Source organism: Enterobacter sp. BNK-8 (genome assembly GCF_048685095.1).
GTDB classification, from domain to species: domain Bacteria; phylum Pseudomonadota; class Gammaproteobacteria; order Enterobacterales; family Enterobacteriaceae; genus Enterobacter; species Enterobacter quasiroggenkampii.
The window spans coordinates 2,508,225-2,530,292 of sequence record NZ_JBLQTN010000001.1 but is presented as its reverse complement, the minus strand read 5'-3'; the positions used below and the strand labels follow the sequence as shown (position 1 = coordinate 2,530,292).

General features: G+C 57.4%; 22 protein-coding genes. 14 read left to right on the top strand and 8 right to left on the bottom strand.

The genetic code is table 11. The features are described 5' to 3' along the window. Positions 1-60 precede the first annotated feature (60 nt). From flhB to ACMGGU_RS12185, 5 genes are all read left to right on the top strand, one after another. A complete protein-coding gene (gene flhB, locus ACMGGU_RS12205; protein ID WP_021240449.1) occupies positions 61-1,209 on the top strand; it encodes a flagellar biosynthesis protein FlhB in 1,149 nt (382 codons plus the stop codon). Further along, positions 1,202-3,280 (top strand): flagellar biosynthesis protein FlhA, encoded by a 2,079-nt coding sequence (gene flhA / locus ACMGGU_RS12200; protein ID WP_045908197.1) that lies wholly within the window; start codon positions 1,202-1,204, stop codon positions 3,278-3,280. The genes flhB and flhA overlap by 8 nt, the downstream gene beginning before the upstream one ends. After that, positions 3,280-3,672, top strand: a complete 393-nt coding sequence (gene flhE, locus ACMGGU_RS12195; RefSeq protein WP_045908198.1) for a flagellar protein FlhE — start codon at positions 3,280-3,282, stop codon at positions 3,670-3,672. Before flhA ends, flhE begins: the two co-directional genes overlap by 1 nt. A gap of 262 nt (positions 3,673-3,934) precedes the next feature. Then, entirely contained in the window at positions 3,935-5,515 is a 1,581-nt protein-coding gene (locus ACMGGU_RS12190) for an MFS transporter (protein WP_420300586.1), read from the top strand. 4 nt (positions 5,516-5,519) lie between these two features. Continuing rightward, a complete protein-coding gene (locus ACMGGU_RS12185) occupies positions 5,520-6,659 on the top strand; it encodes a glycoside hydrolase family 88/105 protein (protein ID WP_420300974.1) in 1,140 nt (379 codons plus the stop codon). A 76-nt stretch (positions 6,660-6,735) separates the two neighbouring features. Here the strand turns inward: ACMGGU_RS12185 and argS are convergent, their stop codons facing one another. After that, entirely contained in the window at positions 6,736-8,469 is a 1,734-nt protein-coding gene (gene argS, locus ACMGGU_RS12180; protein ID WP_008500436.1) for an arginine--tRNA ligase, read from the bottom strand. A 239-nt stretch (positions 8,470-8,708) separates the two neighbouring features. Here argS and ACMGGU_RS12175 point away from each other — a divergent pair, with 239 nt between their 5' ends. Both ACMGGU_RS12175 and cutC read left to right on the top strand, forming a co-directional pair. Continuing rightward, entirely contained in the window at positions 8,709-9,278 is a 570-nt protein-coding gene (locus ACMGGU_RS12175; RefSeq protein WP_045908201.1) for a VOC family protein, read from the top strand. A gap of 69 nt (positions 9,279-9,347) precedes the next feature. Then, entirely contained in the window at positions 9,348-10,091 is a 744-nt protein-coding gene (cutC, locus tag ACMGGU_RS12170; RefSeq protein WP_063621990.1) for a copper homeostasis protein CutC, read from the top strand. Positions 10,092-10,353: 262 nt separating this feature from the next. Here cutC and cmoB read toward each other — a convergent pair whose 3' ends face one another. Genes cmoB through ACMGGU_RS12145 form a run of 5 tightly spaced genes read right to left on the bottom strand, consistent with a single transcriptional unit; the run spans position 10,354 to position 13,934 of the window. Further along, complete coding sequence (gene cmoB, locus ACMGGU_RS12165) at positions 10,354-11,325, bottom strand: tRNA 5-methoxyuridine(34)/uridine 5-oxyacetic acid(34) synthase CmoB (RefSeq protein WP_045908203.1); 972 nt, start codon at positions 11,323-11,325, stop codon at positions 10,354-10,356. Further along, positions 11,322-12,065 carry a carboxy-S-adenosyl-L-methionine synthase CmoA gene (gene cmoA, locus ACMGGU_RS12160; RefSeq protein WP_420300585.1) on the bottom strand — a complete coding sequence of 248 codons (744 nt, stop codon included), beginning with the start codon at positions 12,063-12,065 and terminating at the stop codon, positions 11,322-11,324. The genes cmoB and cmoA overlap by 4 nt, the downstream gene beginning before the upstream one ends. A 40-nt stretch (positions 12,066-12,105) precedes the next feature. After that, complete coding sequence (locus ACMGGU_RS12155) at positions 12,106-12,501, bottom strand: MAPEG family protein (protein ID WP_021240443.1); 396 nt, start codon at positions 12,499-12,501, stop codon at positions 12,106-12,108. Positions 12,502-12,552: 51 nt separating this feature from the next. Continuing rightward, positions 12,553-13,371, bottom strand: a complete 819-nt coding sequence (locus tag ACMGGU_RS12150; protein ID WP_420300584.1) for a DUF72 domain-containing protein — start codon at positions 13,369-13,371, stop codon at positions 12,553-12,555. Next, positions 13,368-13,934, bottom strand: a complete 567-nt coding sequence (locus ACMGGU_RS12145) for a hydrolase (protein WP_045908206.1) — start codon at positions 13,932-13,934, stop codon at positions 13,368-13,370. The genes ACMGGU_RS12150 and ACMGGU_RS12145 overlap by 4 nt, the downstream gene beginning before the upstream one ends. Before the next feature lie 263 nt (positions 13,935-14,197). Between ACMGGU_RS12145 and aspS the strand changes: the two genes are divergently transcribed. The 6 genes from aspS to ruvB all read left to right on the top strand — a co-directional run bounded on the left by aspS (position 14,198) and on the right by ruvB (position 19,453). Further along, positions 14,198-15,970 (top strand): aspartate--tRNA ligase, encoded by a 1,773-nt coding sequence (aspS, locus tag ACMGGU_RS12140; protein WP_420300583.1) that lies wholly within the window; start codon positions 14,198-14,200, stop codon positions 15,968-15,970. Position 15,971: 1 nt separating this feature from the next. Beyond that, positions 15,972-16,415, top strand: coding sequence for a dihydroneopterin triphosphate diphosphatase (gene nudB, locus ACMGGU_RS12135; RefSeq protein ID WP_008500446.1), 444 nt, complete (start codon positions 15,972-15,974; stop codon positions 16,413-16,415). Between the two features lie 27 nt (positions 16,416-16,442). Continuing rightward, the gene (locus ACMGGU_RS12130) at positions 16,443-17,183 is read left to right on the top strand and encodes a YebC/PmpR family DNA-binding transcriptional regulator (protein ID WP_008500447.1); all 741 of its coding nucleotides are present in this window, start codon (positions 16,443-16,445) and stop codon (positions 17,181-17,183) included. Between the two features lie 34 nt (positions 17,184-17,217). Further along, entirely contained in the window at positions 17,218-17,739 is a 522-nt protein-coding gene (gene ruvC, locus ACMGGU_RS12125; protein ID WP_003859749.1) for a crossover junction endodeoxyribonuclease RuvC, read from the top strand. Positions 17,740-17,819: 80 nt separating this feature from the next. Beyond that, positions 17,820-18,434 carry a Holliday junction branch migration protein RuvA gene (gene ruvA, locus ACMGGU_RS12120; RefSeq protein ID WP_048223742.1) on the top strand — a complete coding sequence of 205 codons (615 nt, stop codon included), beginning with the start codon at positions 17,820-17,822 and terminating at the stop codon, positions 18,432-18,434. Between the two features lie 8 nt (positions 18,435-18,442). After that, entirely contained in the window at positions 18,443-19,453 is a 1,011-nt protein-coding gene (gene ruvB, locus ACMGGU_RS12115; protein ID WP_008500449.1) for a Holliday junction branch migration DNA helicase RuvB, read from the top strand. Between the two features lie 52 nt (positions 19,454-19,505). On the opposite strand, the gene znuB is transcribed toward ruvB, so the two are convergent. Together znuB and znuC are read right to left on the bottom strand one after the other, a co-directional pair. Then, positions 19,506-20,291, bottom strand: coding sequence for a zinc ABC transporter permease subunit ZnuB (znuB, locus tag ACMGGU_RS12110; RefSeq protein ID WP_048029424.1), 786 nt, complete (start codon positions 20,289-20,291; stop codon positions 19,506-19,508). Then, entirely contained in the window at positions 20,288-21,043 is a 756-nt protein-coding gene (gene znuC, locus ACMGGU_RS12105; RefSeq protein ID WP_048029425.1) for a zinc ABC transporter ATP-binding protein ZnuC, read from the bottom strand. Before znuC ends, znuB begins: the two co-directional genes overlap by 4 nt. A 77-nt stretch (positions 21,044-21,120) precedes the next feature. On the opposite strand from znuC, the gene znuA reads away from it, so the two are divergent. Continuing rightward, on the top strand, positions 21,121-22,065 hold the full coding sequence (gene znuA / locus ACMGGU_RS12100) for a zinc ABC transporter substrate-binding protein ZnuA (RefSeq protein WP_045908280.1): 945 nt from the start codon (positions 21,121-21,123) through the stop codon (positions 22,063-22,065). The last annotated feature ends 3 nt before the right edge of the window (positions 22,066-22,068 follow it).

The window sequence follows — 22,068 nt, the reverse complement described above, 5'->3', positions numbered from 1 at the left end:
GCCATTGGATTTCCGCTGCGCTGGCATGATACCCGTGACGTAATGGGCTGAGCGTGCACAGTGGCAGAAGAGAACGACGACAAAACGGAAGCCCCCACACCCCACCGACTAGAAAAGGCGCGTGAGGAAGGGCAAATCCCCCGATCCCGAGAATTGACCTCCCTGCTGATCCTTATCGTAGGCGTGTGCATTATCTGGTGGGGCGGGGAGTCGCTCGCCCGCAAGCTGGCGGGCATGCTGTCAACCGGCTTACGTTTTGACCACAGTATGGTCAACGATCCGAATCTGATCCTCAGCCAGATTATCCAGCTGATTAAAGGGGCCATGGTTGCGCTACTGCCCCTGATCACCGGGGTTGTGCTGGTCGCGCTGGTCTCGCCGGTGATGCTCGGCGGTCTGGTCTTCAGCGCCAAATCGCTGCAGCCGAAATTTTCCAAACTGAACCCGCTGCCGGGCATTGCGAAAATGTTCTCTGCGCAGACCGGGGCCGAGCTGCTCAAAGCTATTCTCAAATCGGTGTTGATGGGCAGCTCCGCGGGGTTTTACCTCTGGTACCACTGGCCGGAAATGATGCGTCTCATCAGCGAATCGCCTCTCACCGCGATGAGCAATGCCCTGAATCTGGTGGGACTCTGCGCGCTGCTGGTGGTGCTCAGCATTATCCCGATGGTGGGTTTTGACGTGATCTTCCAGCTCTATACCCACTTCAAGAAACTGCGGATGTCACGTCAGGATATCCGTGACGAATATAAGCAGATGGAAGGTGACCCGCACGTGAAGGGGCGTATCCGCCAGATGCAACGTGCCGCCGCCCGTCGCCGCATGATGGACGATGTGCCCAAGGCCGACGTCATCGTCACCAACCCGACACACTACTCCGTTGCGCTGCGCTATGACGAAAACAAAATGAGCGCGCCGAAAGTGGTGGCGAAAGGGGCGGGGCTGATCGCGCTGCGTATCCGTGAAATTGGCACCGAACACCGCGTGCCGATCCTCGAAGCCCCTCCGCTGGCGCGTGCCCTGTACCGCCATGCGGATATTGGACAACAGATCCCGGGACAACTCTACGCCGCCGTGGCGGAAGTGCTGGCCTGGGTATGGCAGTTGAAGCGCTGGCGTCTGGCCGGCGGTCAACGGCCTGTGAAACCTGAGAACCTTCCGGTGCCTGCCGCGCTGGATTTTATGAACGAGAAGGACACTGATGGCTAATCTGGTGGCAATGTTGCGCCTGCCCGGCAACCTGAAATCGACCCAATGGCAGATCCTGGCCGGGCCGATTCTGATCCTGCTAATTCTGTCGATGATGGTACTGCCGCTCCCGGCGTTCATCCTCGACCTGCTTTTCACTTTCAATATCGCGCTGTCCATTATGGTGCTGCTGGTGGCGATGTTCACCCAGCGTACCCTGGAGTTCGCCGCGTTCCCGACCATCCTGCTGTTTACCACTCTGCTGCGACTGGCGCTGAACGTGGCGTCCACGCGTATCATCCTGATGGAAGGTCACACCGGGGCGGCAGCGGCAGGTAAAGTGGTGGAAGCGTTCGGCCACTTCCTGGTGGGCGGTAATTTCGCTATCGGTATCGTGGTGTTCGTCATCCTCGTGATCATCAACTTTATGGTCATCACCAAAGGTGCAGGGCGTATTGCGGAAGTGGGCGCGCGCTTTGTGCTCGACGGGATGCCCGGCAAGCAGATGGCGATCGACGCCGACCTGAACGCCGGTCTTATCGCCGAAGATGAAGCCAAAAAGCGCCGTGCGGAAGTGACGCAGGAGGCGGACTTCTACGGCTCCATGGACGGTGCGAGTAAGTTTGTCCGCGGTGACGCCATCGCGGGCATTCTGATCATGGTGATTAACGTGGTCGGCGGCCTGCTGGTGGGCGTGTTGCAGCATGGGATGGACATGGGCCACGCGGCGGAAAGCTATACGCTGCTGACCATCGGTGACGGTCTGGTCGCGCAGATCCCGGCGCTGGTGATTTCCACTGCGGCGGGTGTCATCGTGACCCGCGTGAGCACCGATCAGGACGTTGGCGAGCAGATGGTGGGCCAGCTGTTCAGTAACCCGCGCGTGATGCTGCTGGCCGCGGCGGTTCTCGGGTTGCTCGGTCTGGTGCCGGGTATGCCAAACCTCGTTTTCCTGCTGTTTACGGCGGCGCTGCTGGGCCTTGCCTGGTGGATGCGTGGCCGTGAAACCAAACCGGCAGCGGAACCTGTGCCGGTCAAAATGCCGGAGAATAACCAGGCCGTTGAAGCGACCTGGAACGACGTTCAGCTCGAAGATTCCCTGGGAATGGAAGTCGGGTATCGCCTGATCCCGATGGTCGATTTCCAGCAGGACGGCGAGCTGCTCGGTCGTATCCGCAGTATCCGTAAAAAATTCGCCCAGGACATGGGCTTCCTGCCGCCGGTCGTTCACATCCGCGACAATATGGACCTGCCACCCGCGCGCTACCGCATCCTGATGAAAGGCGTTGAAATCGGCAGCGGTGATGCCTATCCGGGCCGCTGGCTGGCGATTAACCCCGGCACCGCCGCAGGCACGCTGCCGGGCGAGCAAACTATCGACCCGGCCTTTGGTCTGGCCGCGATCTGGATTGAAAGCGCGCTGAAAGAGCAGGCGCAGATCCAGGGTTATACGGTTGTGGAAGCCAGTACCGTGGTGGCGACCCATCTTAATCACCTGATTGGGCAATTCTCGGCGGAGCTGTTTGGCCGTCAGGAAGCGCAGCAGCTGCTTGACCGCGTCACGCAGGAGATGCCGAAGCTGACGGAAGATCTGGTCCCCGGCGTGCTGACCTTAACCACGCTGCATAAGGTGCTGCAAAACCTGCTCGACGAGAAGGTGCCGATCCGCGATATGCGCACCATTCTGGAAACCCTTGCCGAGCACGCGCCGATACAAAGCGATCCGCACGAGCTGACGGCGGTGGTGCGCGTGGCGCTGGGACGGGCAATCACCCAGCAGTGGTTCCCGGGAACCGGAGAAGTGCAGGTCATCGGCCTCGATACGCCGCTTGAGCGTCTGCTGCTGCAGGCTCTGCAAGGCGGGGGCGGCCTGGAGCCGGGCCTGGCGGACCGTCTGCTGGCGCAAACCCAGGAGGCGCTGGCGCGTCAGGAGATGCTGGGGGCGCCGCCGGTGCTGCTGGTGAACCACGCGCTGCGTCCGCTGCTGTCGCGCTTCCTGCGTCGCAGCCTGAACCAGCTGGTCGTGCTGTCGAATCTGGAGCTGTCGGATAACCGTCATATCCGCATGACCGCGACGATTGGAGGAAAATAATGCGTAAGTGGCTTTGGATAGTGCTCTTCCCACTGGCAGCGCAGGCTGCCGGGGGAGGTACCTGGCAGGCGAGCAGCATGGGGGTGACCCTCAGCAACCGCGGTGTTGCTATGTCGTCTAACCCGCTGTCGGCTTCGGAAGAGGTTTCCGGTCAGATGGGCCTTGTGGTCTGGAACTACCGGCTGATTGGCCCTACGCCAGCGGGCTTGCGGGTGCGCCTCTGCTCTCAGACGCGCTGTACCGAAATCGACGGCGAAAATGGAACAACGCAGGCGTTCAACGGCGTGCCAGCTATTGAGCCTTTGCGTTTCATCTGGGAAGTGCCGGGCGGAGGACGTTTGATCCCGGCGCTGAAGGTACAGAGCAATTCTGTCATCGTGAACTACCGCTAACACCCTGCCTTTTCACCAGCCATCAGGCAATTTTGATGGCTGGCTCTCAAAACTGACCTCGCCTTTTGATCAAAAAGAAACGCTGTTTTATAAATCAGTGACGCGCGTAACCATACTCTTTGTATTTTTGCCATTCCCCCTCTTTGCAATGGCAGAAACAGAAAGGTATCAACAAGCCGATGCAATTACTGTAGCCGTATTAAAGCTCCCGGACGAGGCTTGCTTGCAGGGAGTCTCCCAAAACTGATTAGGGTTGACGGCAATGAAAACACGTAAAATTGGACTCGCGAATTATCTTGCGTACGGATCAGGCGATTTCCTTGGGGCGGGTACCACCGCCCTGACGGCGGCCTGGCTTTTATATTTTTATACCACCTTCTGCGGGCTCACACCGATCGAAGCAACGTTCATCTTTGCCGCGGCAAGGGTGCTGGATGCCGTAGTTAGCCCGTTAATGGGCTTTTTAACCGATAACTTTGGTACGACCTGGCTCGGTAAGCGCTTTGGCCGTCGTAAGTTCTTTATCCTGCTGGGTATTCCGTGCGTGTTCAGCTACTCGCTGATGTGGGTTGGGGACATGAGCTTCTGGTATTACCTGCTGACCTATCTGGTGTTTGATATTGTCTACACCATGATTCTGGTGCCGTACGAAACGCTGGTGCCGGAAATGACTGACGACTTTAAACAGAAAACGAAGTTCTCCGGTGCGCGCATCTCTATGGCGCAGATGTCCGCCATTCTCGCCTCCTTCCTGCCGGGGATCCTGTTGACCCACTTCGGCAAAGACAACGCGGTTTCCTTCTTCTACGCAAGCCTGGTCTTTTCTGTGCTCTGCGCGCTGATGCTGACCTTTGTCTGGTGCTTCACCTGGGAGCGCCCGCGCGAAGAGTGGTCTGAAGCGGCGCTGCGTGCTGAAGAAGAGAAGAAGAAACTGACGCTGGGGCAGAGCCTCAACCGGCTGATCGTTGAGTTAAGCTCCACGCTGCGCATCAAAATTTTCCGTCAGCACCTGGGCATGTACCTCGGCGGCTATATCGCGCAGGACGTGTTTAACGCGGTATTCACCTACTACGTGGTGTTCGTGCTGATGCAGGAAGCGTCAATGGCGTCCAGTCTGCTGGGCACGATGGCTATCTTCCAGTTCATTGCGGTTATCGCCATGATCCCGCTGTGTATCCGCTTCGGGCCTGCACCGTCCTACCGCATGGTTGTGGTGCTGTTTGGCCTGGCATCTCTCTCATACGCCGTACTCTATTATGCTGGCCTCGACGTCTACGCTCTGCTGTTGCTGATCTCTGCGGTAGCAGGGCTGGGTCGTGGCGGTATCAATTACGTGCCATGGAATACCTATACCTACATTGCTGACGTGGATGAAGTGATCACCGGCCAGCGCCGCGAAGGGATTTTCGCGGGCATCATGACCCTTACCCGCAAGGCGTCGCAGGCCGGTGCGGTGATGCTGGTGGGCATCGTGATGCAGATGTCCGGCTTTGTCAGTGGTCAGAAAGTGCAGCCTGCGGAAGTGAGCCACACCATTTTGATGATCCTGAGCGTGGGCACCATCCTGGTGCTGTTCTGCGGCTTCCTTGTTTCCCTGCGCTTCAAACTCAATTTGCAAACCCACAGCACGCTGCGCGAGGAGACCGCGAAAATGCGTGAGAGTGGTCATGCGATGCCTGAGTCAGCGACGCCACACGCCCGCGCCACCGTCGAGATGCTGGCTGGCATGCCTTATGAGTCACTGTGGGGCAATAACAACATCGGTTATCTGAATCGCAATAAGCCAGCGGCACCTTCTCTTAAGGATCGCGCGGTACTGAATTCGACATACAACAGAGGTTAAGATGATGAAAGTTTGGCCTGTCAAACATAGCCCGTTATTACGTCAGCCAGAGCGCTTTATCGCCCGGGACGAGCTGAAATCGCTGATTCAAAAGGTGACGCATAATCTGGTCAATATCCGCGACAAAACGGGTGAATTTTTGCTGCGGCTGGACGACGGGCGCGTGATCGACACCAAAGGCTGGGCCGGATGGGAGTGGACGCACGGCGTCGGCCTGTATGGTATCTGGCAGTATTACTGCCAGACCGGCGACGAAGGTATGCGCGACATCATCGACAGCTGGTTTGCCGACCGCTTTGCGGAAGGCGCAACCACCAAAAACGTGAATACCATGTCGCCGTTCCTGACGCTCGCTTATCGTTACGAAGAGACCCAAAATCAGGCCTGGCTGCCGTGGCTGGAAAGCTGGGCGGAATGGGCGATGGCGGAGATGCCGCGCACTGAACACGGCGGGATGCAGCACATCACCCTGGCGGAAGAGAACCATCAGCAGATGTGGGACGACACGCTAATGATGACGGTGCTGCCGCTGGCGAAAATCGGCAAGCTGCTCAACAGACCGGAGTACGTTGAAGAGGCGGCGTATCAGTTCCTGCTGCACGTGCAGAATCTGATGGACCGGGAGACCGGACTGTGGTTCCACGGCTGGAGCTATGACGGTAATCATAACTTTGCCCGTGCCCGCTGGGCGCGCGGCAACAGCTGGCTCACCATCGTGATCCCGGACTTCCTCGAACTGGTGGATCTGCCGGAAAACAACGCCGTGCGCCGCTACCTGGTGCAGGTATTGAACGCGCAGATTGCCGCGCTGGCGAAGTGTCAGGACGGGAGTGGTTTGTGGCACACGCTGCTTGACGATCCACATTCTTATCTTGAGGCGTCCGCCACGGCAGGGTTTGCCTACGGCATTCTGAAAGCCGTGCGCAAGCGCTATGTTGGCGCGGAGTATGCCGAAGTGGCAGAAAAAGCAATTCGCGGTATCGTCAGGAATATCTCGCCGGAAGGCGAGCTGTTGCAAACGTCGTTCGGCACGGGCATGGGGAGCGATCTTGAGTTTTATCGTCAGATCCCGCTGACCTCAATGCCGTATGGGCAGGCGATGGCGATACTGTGTCTGACGGAGTATTTGCGTAAATACTTCTGAACCTGTGGATATCCCCGGTGGCGCTGCGTTTACCGGGGCTACAAAACAAAACCCGGCTTGCGCCGGGTTTTTTGCATTACATACGTTCTACGGTTTCGATACCCAGGGTATCCAGACCCAGCTTCAGGGTCTTCGCCGTCAGCTGCGCCAGCTTCAGGCGGCTGTTGCGGACAGATTCATTCTCCGCGGAGAGAATAGGGCAGTGCTCGTAGAAGCCGGAGAACAGACCCGCCAGATCGTACAGGTATGCGCACATCACGTGCGGCGTGCCGTCACGTGCGACCACGGTCAGCGTCTCTTCGAACTGCAGCAGGCGCGCTGCCAGCTGTGCTTCACGATCTTCCGTGATGGTCACGGTGGCATTCGCCAGCACGCTTTCGTCGATATTGGCTTTACGGAAGACCGACAGCACGCGGGTATAGGCGTACTGCATGTATGGCGCCGTGTTGCCTTCAAACGCCAGCATGTTATCCCAGTCGAAGATATAGTCGGTGGTACGGTTTTTGGACAGGTCAGCGTATTTCACCGCACCGATACCCACGGCGTTGGCCAGTTTTTCCAGCTCGTCGGCCGGCATGTCCGGATTCTTCTCGGCCACCAGACGACGGGCGCGTTCCAGCGCTTCGTCCAGCAGGTCGGACAGCTTCACGGTCCCGCCCGCACGGGTTTTGAACGGCTTGCCGTCTTTACCCAGCATCATGCCGAACATGTGGTGTTCCAGCGGAACGCTGTCCGGCACGTAACCGGCTTTACGCACGATCGTCCACGCCTGCATCAGGTGCTGGTGCTGACGGGAGTCGATGTAGTACAGCACGCGGTCGGCATGCAGCGTTTCGTAACGGTATTTCGCACAGGCGATGTCGGTCGTGGTGTAGAGATAGCCGCCATCCTTTTTCTGGATGATCACGCCCATCGGTTCGCCTTCCTTGTTTTTGTACTCATCAAGGAACACAACCGTTGCGCCTTCGCTCTCAACCGCCAGGTTTTTCGCTTTCAGGTCAGCCACAATGCCGGGCAGCATTGGGTTATACAGGCTTTCACCCATCACGTCGTCACGGGTCAGGGTGACGTTCAGACGGTTATAGGTCAGCTGGTTCTGAGACATAGTGATGTCAACCAGCTTGCGCCACATCTCGAGGAAGTATTGATCGCCGCCCTGCAGTTTTACCACGTAGCTGCGCGCGCGCTCGGCAAAGGCTTCGTCTTCGTCGTAGTGTTTTTTGGCTTCACGATAGAACCCTTCCAGGTCCGCCAGCGCCATTTCGCCCGCGTTTTCCTGCTGCTGTTTTTCCAGGTAAGCAATCAGCATCCCGAACTGAGTACCCCAGTCGCCCACGTGGTTCGCGCGGATCACCTTGTGACCGAGGAACTCGAGCGTACGCACCGCGGCATCACCGATGATGGTGGAGCGCAGGTGGCCAACGTGCATCTCTTTCGCCACGTTCGGGGCAGAGTAGTCGATCACGACGGTCTGCGCTTCCGGCTGGGAAACACCCAGACGGTCAGATTTCAGCGCCGCGTCAACGTGACTTGCCAGGAAGGCAGGCTCAAGGAAGATGTTGATAAAGCCCGGGCCGGCGATTTCGGTTTTGCTGGCAATGCCGGCGAGATCCAGGTGCGTCAGTACCTGCTCAGCGAGCTGTCGCGGCGGCATGCCCAGTTTTTTAGCCACTGCCATCACGCCATTAGCCTGATAGTCGCCAAACTGTACTTTTGCTGACTGACGAACCTGCGGTTCGCAATCCGCAGGCGCGCCTGCGGCAATCAGTGCCTGACTGACTTTTTCGGAGAGAAGAGCCTGAATATTCACCTGGATACCTTACTTTTTTGATGCGGGCTCACAACCACCCGCGCCAGTTAGAGAATTTAGGGCGGGAGTATACTGCAAATGCCTTCTGCCGTCAGCATCGCGGGGCCTGAAGATTGCTCAGAATCCAGGCTAAGAAGGTATGCATAAACATGCAGTCATAAAAAGCCGGATTCTGCGGTTGGTCAAAACAGGGCAACAGAGTAAATTAGCGGCTTTGCGACACGAAAAGAGAGTGACTTATGGCGAACTGGCAATCCATTGACGAACTGCATGATATTTCCGCAGATTTACCGCGCTTCACCCAGGCGTTCACAGAACTTGCCACCCGTCTGGGTCTGGATATTGCGCCGCTTGAGGCCGATCACATCTCTTTGCGCTGCCATCAGAATGCCACCGCAGAGCGCTGGCGTCATGGGTTCGAACAGTGCGGCGAGTTACTGTCCGAGAACATCATTAACGGTCGGCCTATTTGCCTGTTCAGGCTGCGTGAGCCGGTGAACGTGGCCCACTGGCAATTCACCGTGGTTGAACTGCCGTGGCCGGGCGAGAAGCGCTATCCGCACGAAGGGTGGGAGCACATTGAAATTGTCCTGCCGGGTGAGCCGGAGACATTAAACGCCCGTGCGCTGGCCCTGTTAGCTGACGAAGGCTTAAGCCAGCCAGGGATTTTTGTGAAGACCAGTTCACCCAAAGGTGAGCGCGAGCGATTACCGAATCCGACGCTGGCCGTCACGGACGGGAAGGTGACGGTGAAGTTTCATCCCTGGACCATTGAGCAGATCGTTGCCAGTGAAGCGCAAGAGATGTGAGTTCCCGCCGGGACTGAAAGCGGACGGCATGTCATGATGACTCGTTTGGTGGGAGTAAAGGAGGATTAAATGGCGCTGCTGGAGATTTGCTGTTACAGCGTGGAGTGCGCCGTCACCGCGCAAAAACACGGGGCTGACCGCATTGAACTGTGTGCGGCACCCAAAGAGGGCGGGCTGACGCCTTCTTACGGTGTGCTGAGGGCCGCCCGTCAGGCCGTCACCATTCCCGTTCACCCGATTATTCGTCCGCGCGGCGGTGATTTTTGTTACACGGCGGGCGAGTTCGGTGCCATGCTTGAAGACATCGCCCTCGTTCGCGACCTGGGGTTCCCAGGGCTGGTCACCGGCCTGCTGGATGAAGACGGTAATATTGATATCCCGCGCATGCGTCAGGTCATGAGCGCCGCGAAGGGGCTGGCCGTCACGTTTCATCGCGCATTTGATATGTGTAAAGATCCGCTTCAGGCCTTTGAAACGCTTGGAGAACTTGGCGTGGCGCGCGTTCTGACCTCGGGTCAACAGGCGTCTGCAGAAAAAGGAATGCAATTAATTACGGAACTAAACGCACATTCCCGCGCTCCAATAATAATGGCGGGTGCGGGAGTCCGTGCCAGCAATCTGGAACTGTTTTTAAACGCCGGGGTAAAAGAGCTGCACAGCTCGGCAGGCAAATGGATGCCATCACCCATGCGTTATCGCAATACAGGATTGTCTATGTCGACGGATGCTGAAGCGGATGAGTATTCACGCTACGGTGTCGAGGGAGAGTCGGTTGCGGAAATGAAGTCGCTGATTGAGCGCCATCACGTGTAGCAACGTACCGATTTTTACCGCGCATCATGTCGCCCAATATGATGCTTGCTTGTACCAGGCCCCTGCAAATTACACAGGGGCCTTTTTTTCTCCTTCATATTTCAAGCCGCAGCCGCGTTGGCCGCCTCGCTCACCCCGGTCACTTACTGATGTAAGCTCCCGGGGATTCGCTGCGTTGCCGCCTTGCTGCAACTTGAACTATTTTGGAGAAAACGTGCGACGCGTAGGCCGGGTAAGGCGCAGCCGCCACCCGGCTAACAGGTTACGGCTTCGTCGCTATCAGCACCGCACGCATCGGGGCCGGATAGCCTTCAATGGTTTTGCTGTGATCGGTCGGGTCGAGGAACTGCTCCAGCGATTCGGTGATCATCCAGTCGGTGCGGCGCTGCTCTTCGATTGAGGTCACGCTGACATCGGCAATCCGCACGTCCACAAACCCGCATTTCTCCAGCCAGTTCTTCAGCGCCAGCGCGGAAGGGATGAAGTAAACGTTGCGCATCTGCGCGTAGCGATCGCCCGGCACCAGAACGGCATGTTCATCGCCTTCGATGACCAGCGTTTCCAGCACCAACTCGCCGCCGCTGACCAGCTGATCTTTCAGTTGCCACAGGTGCTCCAGCGGGGAACGACGGTGGTACAGCACGCCCATGGAGAACACGGTATCAAACGCTTTCAGAGCGGGCAGTTGCTCAATACCCAGCGGCAGCAGGTGTGCGCGCTGGTCGTTACCCAGCAGCTTACGTACCGCTTCAAACTGGCACAGGAACAGCTGCATCGGGTCAATACCCACCGCCAGATGCGCACCCGCGCCAATCATGCGCCACATGTGGTAACCGCTGCCGCAGCCCACGTCCAGAATGGTGCGCCCGGTCAGGTCGGAAAGGTGGGGCAGAACGCGATCCCATTTCCAGTCTGAGCGCCATTCGGTATTGATGTTCACGCCGTACAGCGAGAACGGCCCTTTGCGCCACGGCATCAGGTTGCGCATCAGCGTTTCGATGCGGTTGATCTGTCCTGGCGGAAGCGGTTCTTCACTCTCTGCGGTGACGCTGTGCAGGAGATCCAGACGATGCGGGGTCAGCTCGGGCAGAAACTCCACCGCATTCGCCCACTGCTTTAACAGGCCGTGCTGCTGATCGCGCTGCCAGGCGGCAATCTGCGCAGGCAGCGTCTCAAGCCAGTGTGAGAGCTGATTTTTGGCAATCAGCTGATAGAAGTTACTGAACTCGATCATGCCGGTTTCCCCGCTTTCAGCGCCACCAGCGAACCAAAGTTGAAGCACTGGAACCACAGTTCGCTATGCTCAAATCCGGCCTGACGCAGACGCGCCTTGTGGGTTTCTACGGAGTCCGTCAGCATCACGTTTTCGAGCATGCTACGCTTCTGGCTGATCTCCAGCTCGCTGTAGCCGTTCGCACGCTTGAAATCGTGGTGCATATTGAACAGCAGCTCGCCAACCTTGGCATCTTCAAAACTGAATTTCTCTGAGAGCACCAGCGCGCCGCCAGGATTCAACCCCTGATAAATTTTGTCAAGCAGCAGCTGGCGGTCTTCCGGCACCAGGAACTGCAGCGTGAAATTCAGCACGACCATCGACGCGTTAGTGATCTCAATCTCGCGGATATCGCCTTCCACCACGTCCACCGGAACAGGGGCTTTGTAGGCGTCAATATGGCGACGGCAGCGTTCAACCATCGCCGGGGAGTTATCGACGGCTATGATTCGGCAGCCTTCGTGGTGAACGTTACGACGAACCGACAGCGTTGCCGCGCCGAGCGAGCAGCCCAGGTCATAGACCTGCGTGCCGGGTTGAACGAAGCGCTCAGCCAGCATGCCGATCATAGAGATAATATTGGAATAACCGGGAACAGAGCGCTGGATCATATCCGGGAAGACTTCGGCTACCCGTTCATCGAAGGTCCAGTCGCCCAGGCTGGCGATAGGCGCGGAAAAAAGCGTGTCGCGATCTGACATAACGTAAAAATCCGGGAAAAATAAAGTGGCGTATTGTGCGCTAATGGAGGGAGAAAACCAACTCCCACGGCATATACCACAGGTTAGCCAGCACCATCAGCAAAAGTGAACACCAGGTCGCACTCATGCCGGAACGACGCCAGCGGATTAAGCGGTGGTGAAAACCGTAATAGTGCATCAGGCGGCCAGCGATAAGCAGCAGGCCACAGATGTGTACCATCCAGGTTTCTGCGCCATTCATCTCCATAAACAGCAGCAGGATTAAGGCCGCGGGGATGTATTCGACCGCATTGCCGTGAATGCGGATTGCGCTTTGCAGCTCGGAAAATCCGCCGTCACCGTAGGAGACGCGGTAGAGCGTTCTGAGGCGCACAACATCAAATGAAAATTTAATCAGCAGTAATGCACCTAACACCGCATACAGCGCGCTGACCATACAAACTCCCTGTTTTTGGCAGATGGCACTTCACTATGATAGGGGGTGATATCAGAAAAGAGAAGATTGTTGTGGGATGGAAGGGGCGCTGCCCACGGACGGCACCGCAGTCTGCAAGGGCTGCCACAGAGCATCGACCAGTTCGGGGGCCTGGGCAATATCCGGCGTGTGCAAAAAGAGATACGGCGTGGTGGTGTGTTCCCACGAGGCCAGTTTTTCCAGCCAGACGGCGAACAGCGCCTGGTTTTGCGGCATGTTATCGCTGCCGATAAACCTGACCATGGGGTTCTGCGCGGTCACCACGGCATGAACGGGCACTTTTGGCTTTTTACGCTGCGCCTCAATGATGGCCTCACTGTGCGGTATCGCGCTGTGCACCGGACGGCTATCGAGGATCACCCGGTTAACGGAACGCTCGAGAAGGCCGCGGTTGAGCGCTTTTTCTGCTTCGCCCTTCGCAAAGAAGTCCTGGTGTCGAACTTCCACGCCGTAGGTAAACTCCCGGGGCAGGGCGTCCAGAAACGTCCACAGTGCGGGCAGGTCGCGCGGGCCAAAGACGGCCGGAAGCTGCAGCCAGTACTGGCCAATGCGGTTTGCCAGAGGCGCCATCCGGGCAAAGAATTCGTCGGTCAACTCACCGCAGTTTCGCAGCGCGGCCTGGTGAGAAATGGTCGCCGGAAACTTGAAGCAGAAGCGGAAGTCGTCGGTCGTTTGTTCCCGCCAGCGCGCAACAATCTCGGCTTTCGGGAGCGCATAGAGGGTAGTGTTACCCTCGACGCAGTTGAAGTGTCGGGCATACTCTTCAAGGCTGGTGATGCCAAGGCGCACCCATTTCGGGTGCGACCACTGGGGTAAACCGACGTACATCATAGCGCGCTGACAATCTCATCCGTGCTGCGCACGCGGCCGATGCGCGGGAAGATGTGGGTCATGCTGCCCTGGTGCTGTTCCGCGGAGGCCGCGCTGCAGGCATCTTCGGCGATCACCAGATTAAAACCGAGCTCCCACGCGTTGCGGGCAGTCGACTCCACGCCGATGTTGGTGGAAATACCGCACAGGATAATGGTGTCAATGCCGCGACGGCGGAGCTGCAGCTCAAGATCGGTGCCGTAAAATGCGCCCCACTGGCGTTTAGTGACTTCGATATCGCTGTCGCGTTTGCCAAGCGAGACCGGGTACGTCCACCAGTTTTCCGGCAGGGCACGGGCGGGTGCCTGCGCATCAACGGGCTGTTTTAACGCTTCGGCGTAATCCGCAGACCAGCCGACGCGCACCATCACAACCGGGGCACCGCTGGCGCGGCATTTTTCCGCCAGGCGGGCGGCGCGGCTGACCACATCGTCCGCGGTATGCGGGCCACCGGCGAAGGGCAAAATGCCTTCCTGTAAATCAATGACTACAAGCGCGGTTTTTCTGGCATCAAGGGTTAACATCGTTACTCCCGTTAAATTAATCACTTCCAGACACCATACGACGTGATGGCCTGTTATTGGTCGCATAATTTTGTTAATTTTTGTGAGAATGCGCAATAAGAGTGCAGCAAACGACCACCTGGCCGTGGTTCGCTCTTATCGTCCGGCGGAATTTCCAGTATAATAGCCGCCTTTTTTCATCCAGTTGTGACATACAGAAAGCTGCGACATAGTAGCCTGCATACCAGGCGACATTTAGCCTGCGGCTAATTAAGGGATATCTCATGCGTACAGAATATTGCGGGCAGCTGCGTCAGTCCCACGTCGGACAGCAGGTCACCCTGTGTGGTTGGGTCAATCGTCGTCGTGATCTTGGTAGCCTTATCTTCATCGATATGCGCGACCGCGAAGGTATCGTTCAGGTGTTCTTCGATCCGGATCGCGCAGATGCGTTGAAGCTGGCCTCTGAGCTGCGTAATGAGTTCTGCATTCAGGTCACCGGCACCGTACGTGCGCGTGACGAGAAAAACGTTAACGCCGACATGGCGACGGGTGCCATTGAAGTGCTGGCGTCCGATCTGACTATCATCAACCGTGCTGAAGCGCTGCCGCTGGACTCCAACCACGTCAACACCGAAGAAGCGCGTCTGAAATACCGCTACCTGGATCTGCGTCGCCCGGAAATGGCTCAGCGCCTGAAAACCCGCGCGAAAATCACCAGCCTGGTGCGTCGCTTTATGGATGACCACGGTTTCCTCGATATCGAAACCCCGATGCTGACCAAAGCCACGCCGGAAGGCGCGCGCGATTACCTGGTGCCATCCCGCGTTCATAAAGGCAAATTCTACGCGCTGCCGCAGTCTCCACAGCTGTTCAAACAGCTGCTGATGATGTCCGGATTCGATCGCTACTATCAGATCGTGAAATGCTTCCGCGACGAAGACCTGCGTGCTGACCGCCAGCCTGAATTTACCCAGATCGATGTGGAAACCTCCTTCATGACCGCCGAGCAGGTGCGTGAAGTGATGGAAGCCCTGGTGCGTAGCCTGTGGAATGACGTGAAAGGCGTTGAGCTGGGCGATTTCCCAATCATGACCTTCGCGGAAGCCGAGCGTCGCTATGGCTCTGACAAACCAGACCTGCGTAACCCAATGGAGCTGGTAGACGTAGCTGACCTGGTTAAAAACGTGGAGTTCGCGGTATTCGCGGGCCCGGCTAACGACGCCAAAGGCCGCGTAGCAGCGCTGCGTGTACCGGGCGGCGCGGCTCTGAGCCGTAAGCAGATCGACGACTACGGTAACTTCATCAAGATCTACGGCGCGAAAGGTCTGGCCTATATTAAAGTGACCGAGCGTGCGAAAGGTCTGGAAGGTATCACCAGCCCGGTCGCGAAATTCCTGAACGCAGACATCGTTGAAGCGATCCTGGAGCGCACCGGCGCGCAGGACGACGACATGATCTTCTTCGGTGCAGACAACAAGAAAGTCGTTGCGGATGCGATGGGCGCGCTGCGTCTGAAGCTCGGCAAAGACCTGAACCTGACCGACGAGAGCAAATGGGCGCCGCTGTGGGTTATCGACTTCCCAATGTTTGAAGACGACGGTGAAGGCGGCCTGACCGCGATGCACCACCCGTTCACCTCGCCAAAAGAGATGACGGCGGCAGAGCTGAAAGCGGCACCGGAAGAGGCGGTCGCCAACGCCTACGATATGGTCATTAACGGCTACGAAGTGGGCGGCGGTTCCGTGCGTATTCACAGCGGTGAAATGCAGCAGACCGTGTTCGGCATCCTGGGCATCAACGAGCAGGAGCAGCGCGAGAAATTCGGCTTCCTGCTGGACGCGCTGAAATACGGTACGCCTCCGCACGCGGGTCTGGCTTTCGGTCTTGACCGTCTGACCATGCTGCTGACCGGCACTGATAACATCCGTGATGTGATCGCCTTCCCCAAAACCACTGCCGCCGCGTGTCTGATGACCGAAGCGCCAAGCTTTGCCAACCCGGCCGCACTGGCTGAGCTGGGCATTGAGGTGGTGAAGAAGGAAGAGAAAAACTGATATGACATATAAGCTCCCCGTTTCGGTCCTGGTGGTCATTTATGCAGAAGACACGAAGCGGGTGCTGATGTTGCAGCGGCGCGATGACCCTGAATTCTGGCAGTCGGTTACCGGCAGTCTGGAAGAGGGGGAAACCGCGCCGCAGGCCGCCGCGCGTGAAGTAAAGGAAGAGGTCGCCATTGACGTTGCCCGCGAGCAACTGACCCTGAAGGACTGTCAGCGCACGGTGGAGTTTGAAATTTTTAGCCATTTACGTCATCGCTACGCGCCGGGTACCGAGCGCAATACGGAATCGTGGTTCTGTCTCGCGCTCCCCCATGAACGGGAGATCGTGTTTACCGAACACCTGACCTACCGCTGGGTGAATGCGGCGGATGCCGCCGCACTGACCAAGTCGTGGAGCAACCGGCAGGCGATTGAAGAATTTGTAATTAACGCAGCCTGAAAAGGCGCGATTTTTGGAGAACTTTTTATGGCAGGTCATAGTAAGTGGGCCAACACCAAACACCGCAAAGCGGCACAGGATGCCAAGCGCGGTAAGATCTTTACCAAAATCATTCGCGAGCTGGTGACGGCAGCGCGTCTGGGCGGCGGTGACCCGGCTTCTAACCCGCGTCTGCGCGCGGCGGTGGATAAAGCCCTGTCCAACAACATGACGCGTGACACCCTGAACCGTGCTATCGCACGTGGCGTGGGCGGCGATGAAGACGCGAACATGGAAACCATCATTTATGAAGGTTACGGTCCTGGCGGTACGGCGGTGATGGTTGAGTGCCTGTCCGACAACCGTAACCGTACCGTTGCGGAAGTGCGCCACGCGTTCACCAAAACCGGTGGCAACCTGGGCACTGACGGTTCTGTTGCGTACCTGTTCAGCAAAAAAGGCGTCATCTCTTTCGAGAAAGGCGACGAAGATGCGATCATGGAAGCGGCGCTCGAAGCCGGTGCGGAAGACGTGGTGACCTTTGACGACGGTGCTATCGACGTTTACACCGCGTGGGAAGAGATGGGTGCCGTGCGCGATGCGCTGGAAGCGGCTGGCCTGAAAGCGGACAACGCTGAAGTCTCCATGATCCCGTCCACCAAAGCGGACATGGATGCGGAAACTGCACCAAAACTGCTGCGTCTGATCGACATGCTCGAAGACTGCGACGACGTACAGGAAGTGTACCACAACGGTGAAATCTCTGATGAGGTTGCAGCGACTCTCTAATGAGAGCGTGTAGATCCGTTACAGGAGACGCGTGATGTCGATTATTCTCGGGATTGACCCAGGCTCACGCGTCACCGGGTATGGCGTTATCCGCCAGGTGGGACGCCAGTTAACCTACCTCGGCAGCGGCTGCATTCGCACCAAAGTGGACGATCTGCCGTCGCGCCTGAAGCTCATTTATGCGGGCGTGTCGGAGATCATCACCCAGTTTCAGCCGGACTATTTCGCCATCGAGCAGGTCTTTATGGCGAAAAACGCCGATTCGGCGCTAAAGCTCGGTCAGGCGCGCGGAGTGGCCATCGTGGCTGCGGTAAACCAGGATTTGCCGGTATTTGAATACGCGGCACGTCAGGTCAAGCAGACGGTGGTGGGCATCGGTAGCGCGGAGAAAAGTCAGGTGCAGCACATGGTGCGTACCCTGCTGAAGCTCCCTGCAAACCCGCAGGCTGACGCCGCGGATGCGCTGGCGATTGCTATTACCCACTGTCACGTCAGCCAGAACGCGATGCAAATGAGCGAGTCGCGGCTCAATCTGGCGCGAGGCAGGTTACGATAATGACAAATCAGGCTGGATGTTTATCCAGCCTTTTTTTATTATGTCGGCAGTTAATTTCTTCCAGAACGCAGGAGCGTCACGTGATAGGCAGACTCAGAGGCATCATCATTGAAAAACAACCCCCGTTAGTGCTGCTGGAAGTGGGTGGCGTGGGCTATGAAGTCCATATGCCGATGACCTGCTTCTACGAGCTGCCGGACGCGGGCAAAGAGGCGATTGTCTTTACTCAGTTTGTGGTGCGTGAAGATGCTCAGCTGCTGTACGGCTTCAACAACAAACAGGAACGCACGCTGTTCCGCGAGCTGATTAAAACCAACGGCGTCGGGCCAAAGCTGGCGCTGGCGATCTTATCCGGCATGTCAGCGCCACAGTTTGTGAATGCCGTTGAGCGTGAAGATCCTGCTGCGTTGATTAAGCTTCCTGGCATTGGTAAGAAAACGGCAGAGCGCCTGATTGTCGAGATGAAAGACCGCTTCAAAGGCCTGCATGGCGATCTCTTCACGCCGGCGACCGATCTGGTGTTGACCTCCCCAGGCGCGCCTGCGACGGATGATGACGCCGAGCAGGAAGCGGTTGCCGCGCTGGTGGCGCTGGGCTATAAACCTCAGGAGGCCAGCCGCATGGTAAGTAAAATTGCCAAACCGGATGCCAGCAGTGAAACCCTGATTCGTGAAGCGCTGCGCGCTGCATTGTGAGGTAAAGGATGATTGAAGCAGACCGCCTGGTTTCGGCAGGCACTGTTCAGGCAGAGGATGTGGTGGATCGCGCGATTCGCCCAAAACTGCTTGATGAGTACATTGGCCAGCCGCAGGTTCGTTCCCAGATGGAGATTTTTATCCAGGCGGCAAAACTGCGCGGCGATGCGCTCGATCACCTGCTGATTTTTGGCCCTCCGGGGTTGGGCAAAACCACGCTCGCGAATATCGTCGCTAATGAAATGGGCGTAAACCTGCGCACCACCTCCGGCCCGGTGCTGGAGAAGGCGGGCGATTTGGCGGCCATGCTGACCAACCTCGAACCGCATGACGTGCTGTTTATCGATGAGATCCACCGTCTGTCACCGGTGGTGGAAGAGGTGCTCTATCCGGCGATGGAAGATTATCAGCTGGATATCATGATTGGTGAAGGTCCGGCGGCACGCTCCATCAAAATCGATCTGCCGCCGTTTACCCTGATTGGCGCAACAACGCGAGCCGGGTCGTTGACCTCTCCACTGCGCGACCGTTTCGGGATCGTGCAGCGTCTGGAGTTTTACCAGGTGGCCGACCTCCAGCACATCGTTGGCCGCAGCGCCCGCTATATGGGGCTGGAGATGAGCGAAGAGGGGGCGTTTGAAGTGGCGAAACGGTCCCGTGGTACGCCGCGTATCGCCAACCGCCTGCTGCGCCGCGTGCGTGACTTTGCTGAGGTGAAGCACAACGGTTCGATCTCCGCTGAGATCGCCGCGCAGGCGCTGGATATGCTGAACGTCGATGCCGAAGGTTTTGACTACATGGACCGCAAGCTGCTGCTGGCGGTGCTGGACAAGTTCTTTGGTGGCCCGGTCGGGCTGGATAACCTGGCGGCGGCAATCGGGGAAGAGCGTGAAACCATTGAGGATGTGCTTGAACCGTATCTGATCCAGCAGGGCTTCCTGCAGCGCACACCGCGTGGACGTATGGCGACGGTGCGAGCGTGGAATCATTTCGGCATTACGCCACCGGCAATGCCGTAAGCAGCGATAATTTGTAGCCCCGGTAAGCGAAGCGCCACCGGGGACATGTCCACTACTGCGCGGTCTTCTTCATCATACTGAAGATAAACAGCACCGCCGCACTCAGCACCACGGACGGCCCGGCAGGCGTGTCATAGAACGCCGAGAAGGTGAGTCCACCCGTTACCGCAATCATTCCGACAATCACGGCCACACCGGCCATCTGCTCCGGCGTACGGGCAAAACGACGCGCCGTAGCCGCAGGGATGATCAGCAGTGACGTAATAATCAGCGCGCCGACAAACTTCATCGCCACGCCAATGGTTAACGCTGTTACCAGCATCAGCAGCAGCTTAACGCGCTGCAGCTTCACGCCGTCGACAAACGCCAGGTCCGGGCTGACGGTCATGGCCAGCAGGTTACGCCACTGCCAGAGCAAAATGCCGAGCACCACCACAACGCCAATCGCGATAGCGATGAGATCGTCTGGCGTGACGGCCAGCAGGTCACCGAACAGGTAAGCCATCAGATCCACGCGGATATTCGACATCAGGCTGACCACCACCAGGCCCAGCGACAGGGCACTGTGCGCCATGATGCCAAGCAGGGTATCGATGGCGAGGTGAGGGCGCTTTTCCAGCCAGACCAGACCGGCCGCCAGCAGCAGCGTGACCACAATCACCGCGTAGAACGGGTTGACGTTCAGCAGCAGGCCAAAAGCCACGCCCAGCAGGGACGCGTGCGCCAGGGTATCACCGAAGTAAGACATTCTGCGCCACACCACAAACGAGCCGAGCGGGCCTGCGGCGCAGGCAAGCATAATCCCGGCCAGCCAGCCGGGCAGTAACAGTTCAATCATGAATGTCCATTTCCCCGACGCAGAACGATTCGTCCCTGCAAATCATGGCGATGATTATGATGATGGCGATAGATGCCGAGCTGTTCAGCGCCGCGAGGGCCGAACATGGAGATAAATTCCGGGTGCATGGAGACCACTTCTGGCGTGCCGGAGCAGCAGATATGGTGGTTAAGACACAGCACTTCGTCAGTCTTTGCCATCACCAGATGCAGGTCGTGGGATACCATCAGCACCGCGCAGTTCAGTTCCCGGCGCAGCTGGTCAATGAGGTCGTATAGCGCGACCTGGCCGTTGACGTCTACACCCTGCGTCGGCTCATCCAGTACCAGCAGCTGCGGGCTGCTGAGCAACGCGCGGGCAAGTAAAACGCGCTGCGTTTCTCCGCCGGACAGTTTTTGCAGCGGCGCATCGACTAGATGGCCCGCCTGCACGCGCTTCAGCGCCGGGAGAATATCGGCTTTACGCGTGCCGGGACGCAGGCGCAGGAAACGGCTCACCGTCAGCGGCAGTGTGGCGTCGAGGTGCAGTTTTTGCGGCACATAGCCGATGCGCAATTTTTCCTCGCGCGTGATCACGCCTTCATCGGGTGCGACCAGACCCAGCACCACGCGCACCAGAGTGGATTTGCCTGCGCCATTGGGGCCGAGTAGCGTCAGAATTTTGCCGGGCTTCAGATCGAGCGACACGTCAGAGAGGACGCGGCGCTGACCAAATGAGACCGAAATATTTTCAAGGGAAACCAATGTCGTCATGTCATTTTAAGCTTGAAGAAGTCAACTAATGTTATAATATCACATTCCACGCATTCACTACGATGATTAGTCGCATTATGTTACATAAAAATACGCTTCTTTTCGCAGCATTATCCGCTGCCCTTTGGGGTACAACCGCACAAGATGTTAACGCTGCGGTTGTCGCTTCGCTTAAACCACTCGGGTTCATCGCGTCAGCCATTGCTGACGGGGTAACAGAAACCCAGGTTCTGCTCCCGGATGGTGCATCGGAGCATGATTATTCCCTGCGCCCTTCCGATGTAAAACGCTTACAAAACGCGGACTTAGTTGTCTGGATCGGTCCGGAAATGGAAGCGTTTATGCAGAAGTCAGCAAAACAGGTGGCGGGTGAAAAACAGGTCGCGATTGCCGACCTCCCCGGCGTGAAACCGTTACTCATGAAAGGGGCGGATGACGACGGCGACGAACATGACCATCATGCTGCCGACGGTGAAAAAGGTGATGGAGATCACCATCACGGCGAGTACAACATGCATCTTTGGTTATCCCCAGAGATAGCGCGGCTTTCAGCGGTTGCAATCCATGACAAATTAGTGGAACTTATGCCGCAAAGTCGAGCCAAACTAGACGCCAACCTGAAAGATTTTGAGGCACAATTAGCCGCAACCGATAAGCAGGTTGGTAATGAGCTCGCACCGTTGAAAGGAAAAGGGTATTTCGTTTTTCATGACGCCTACGGCTATTACGAAAAACACTACGGTTTGACCCCGTTGGGTCATTTTACCGTCAACCCTGAAATTCAACCTGGTGCGCAGCGTTTACATGAAATCAGAACACAGCTGGTTGAGCAAAAAGCGACATGCGTTTTTGCTGAGCCACAGTTCAGGCCAGCGGTCGTAGAAGCCGTGGCCAGGGGGACATCCGTGCGCATGGGGACCCTTGACCCGCTAGGAACGAATATCCAGTTGAGCAAAGCGAGCTATTCGCAGTTCCTCAGCCAACTGGCGAACCAGTATGCGAGCTGCCTGAAAGGAGATTAACGA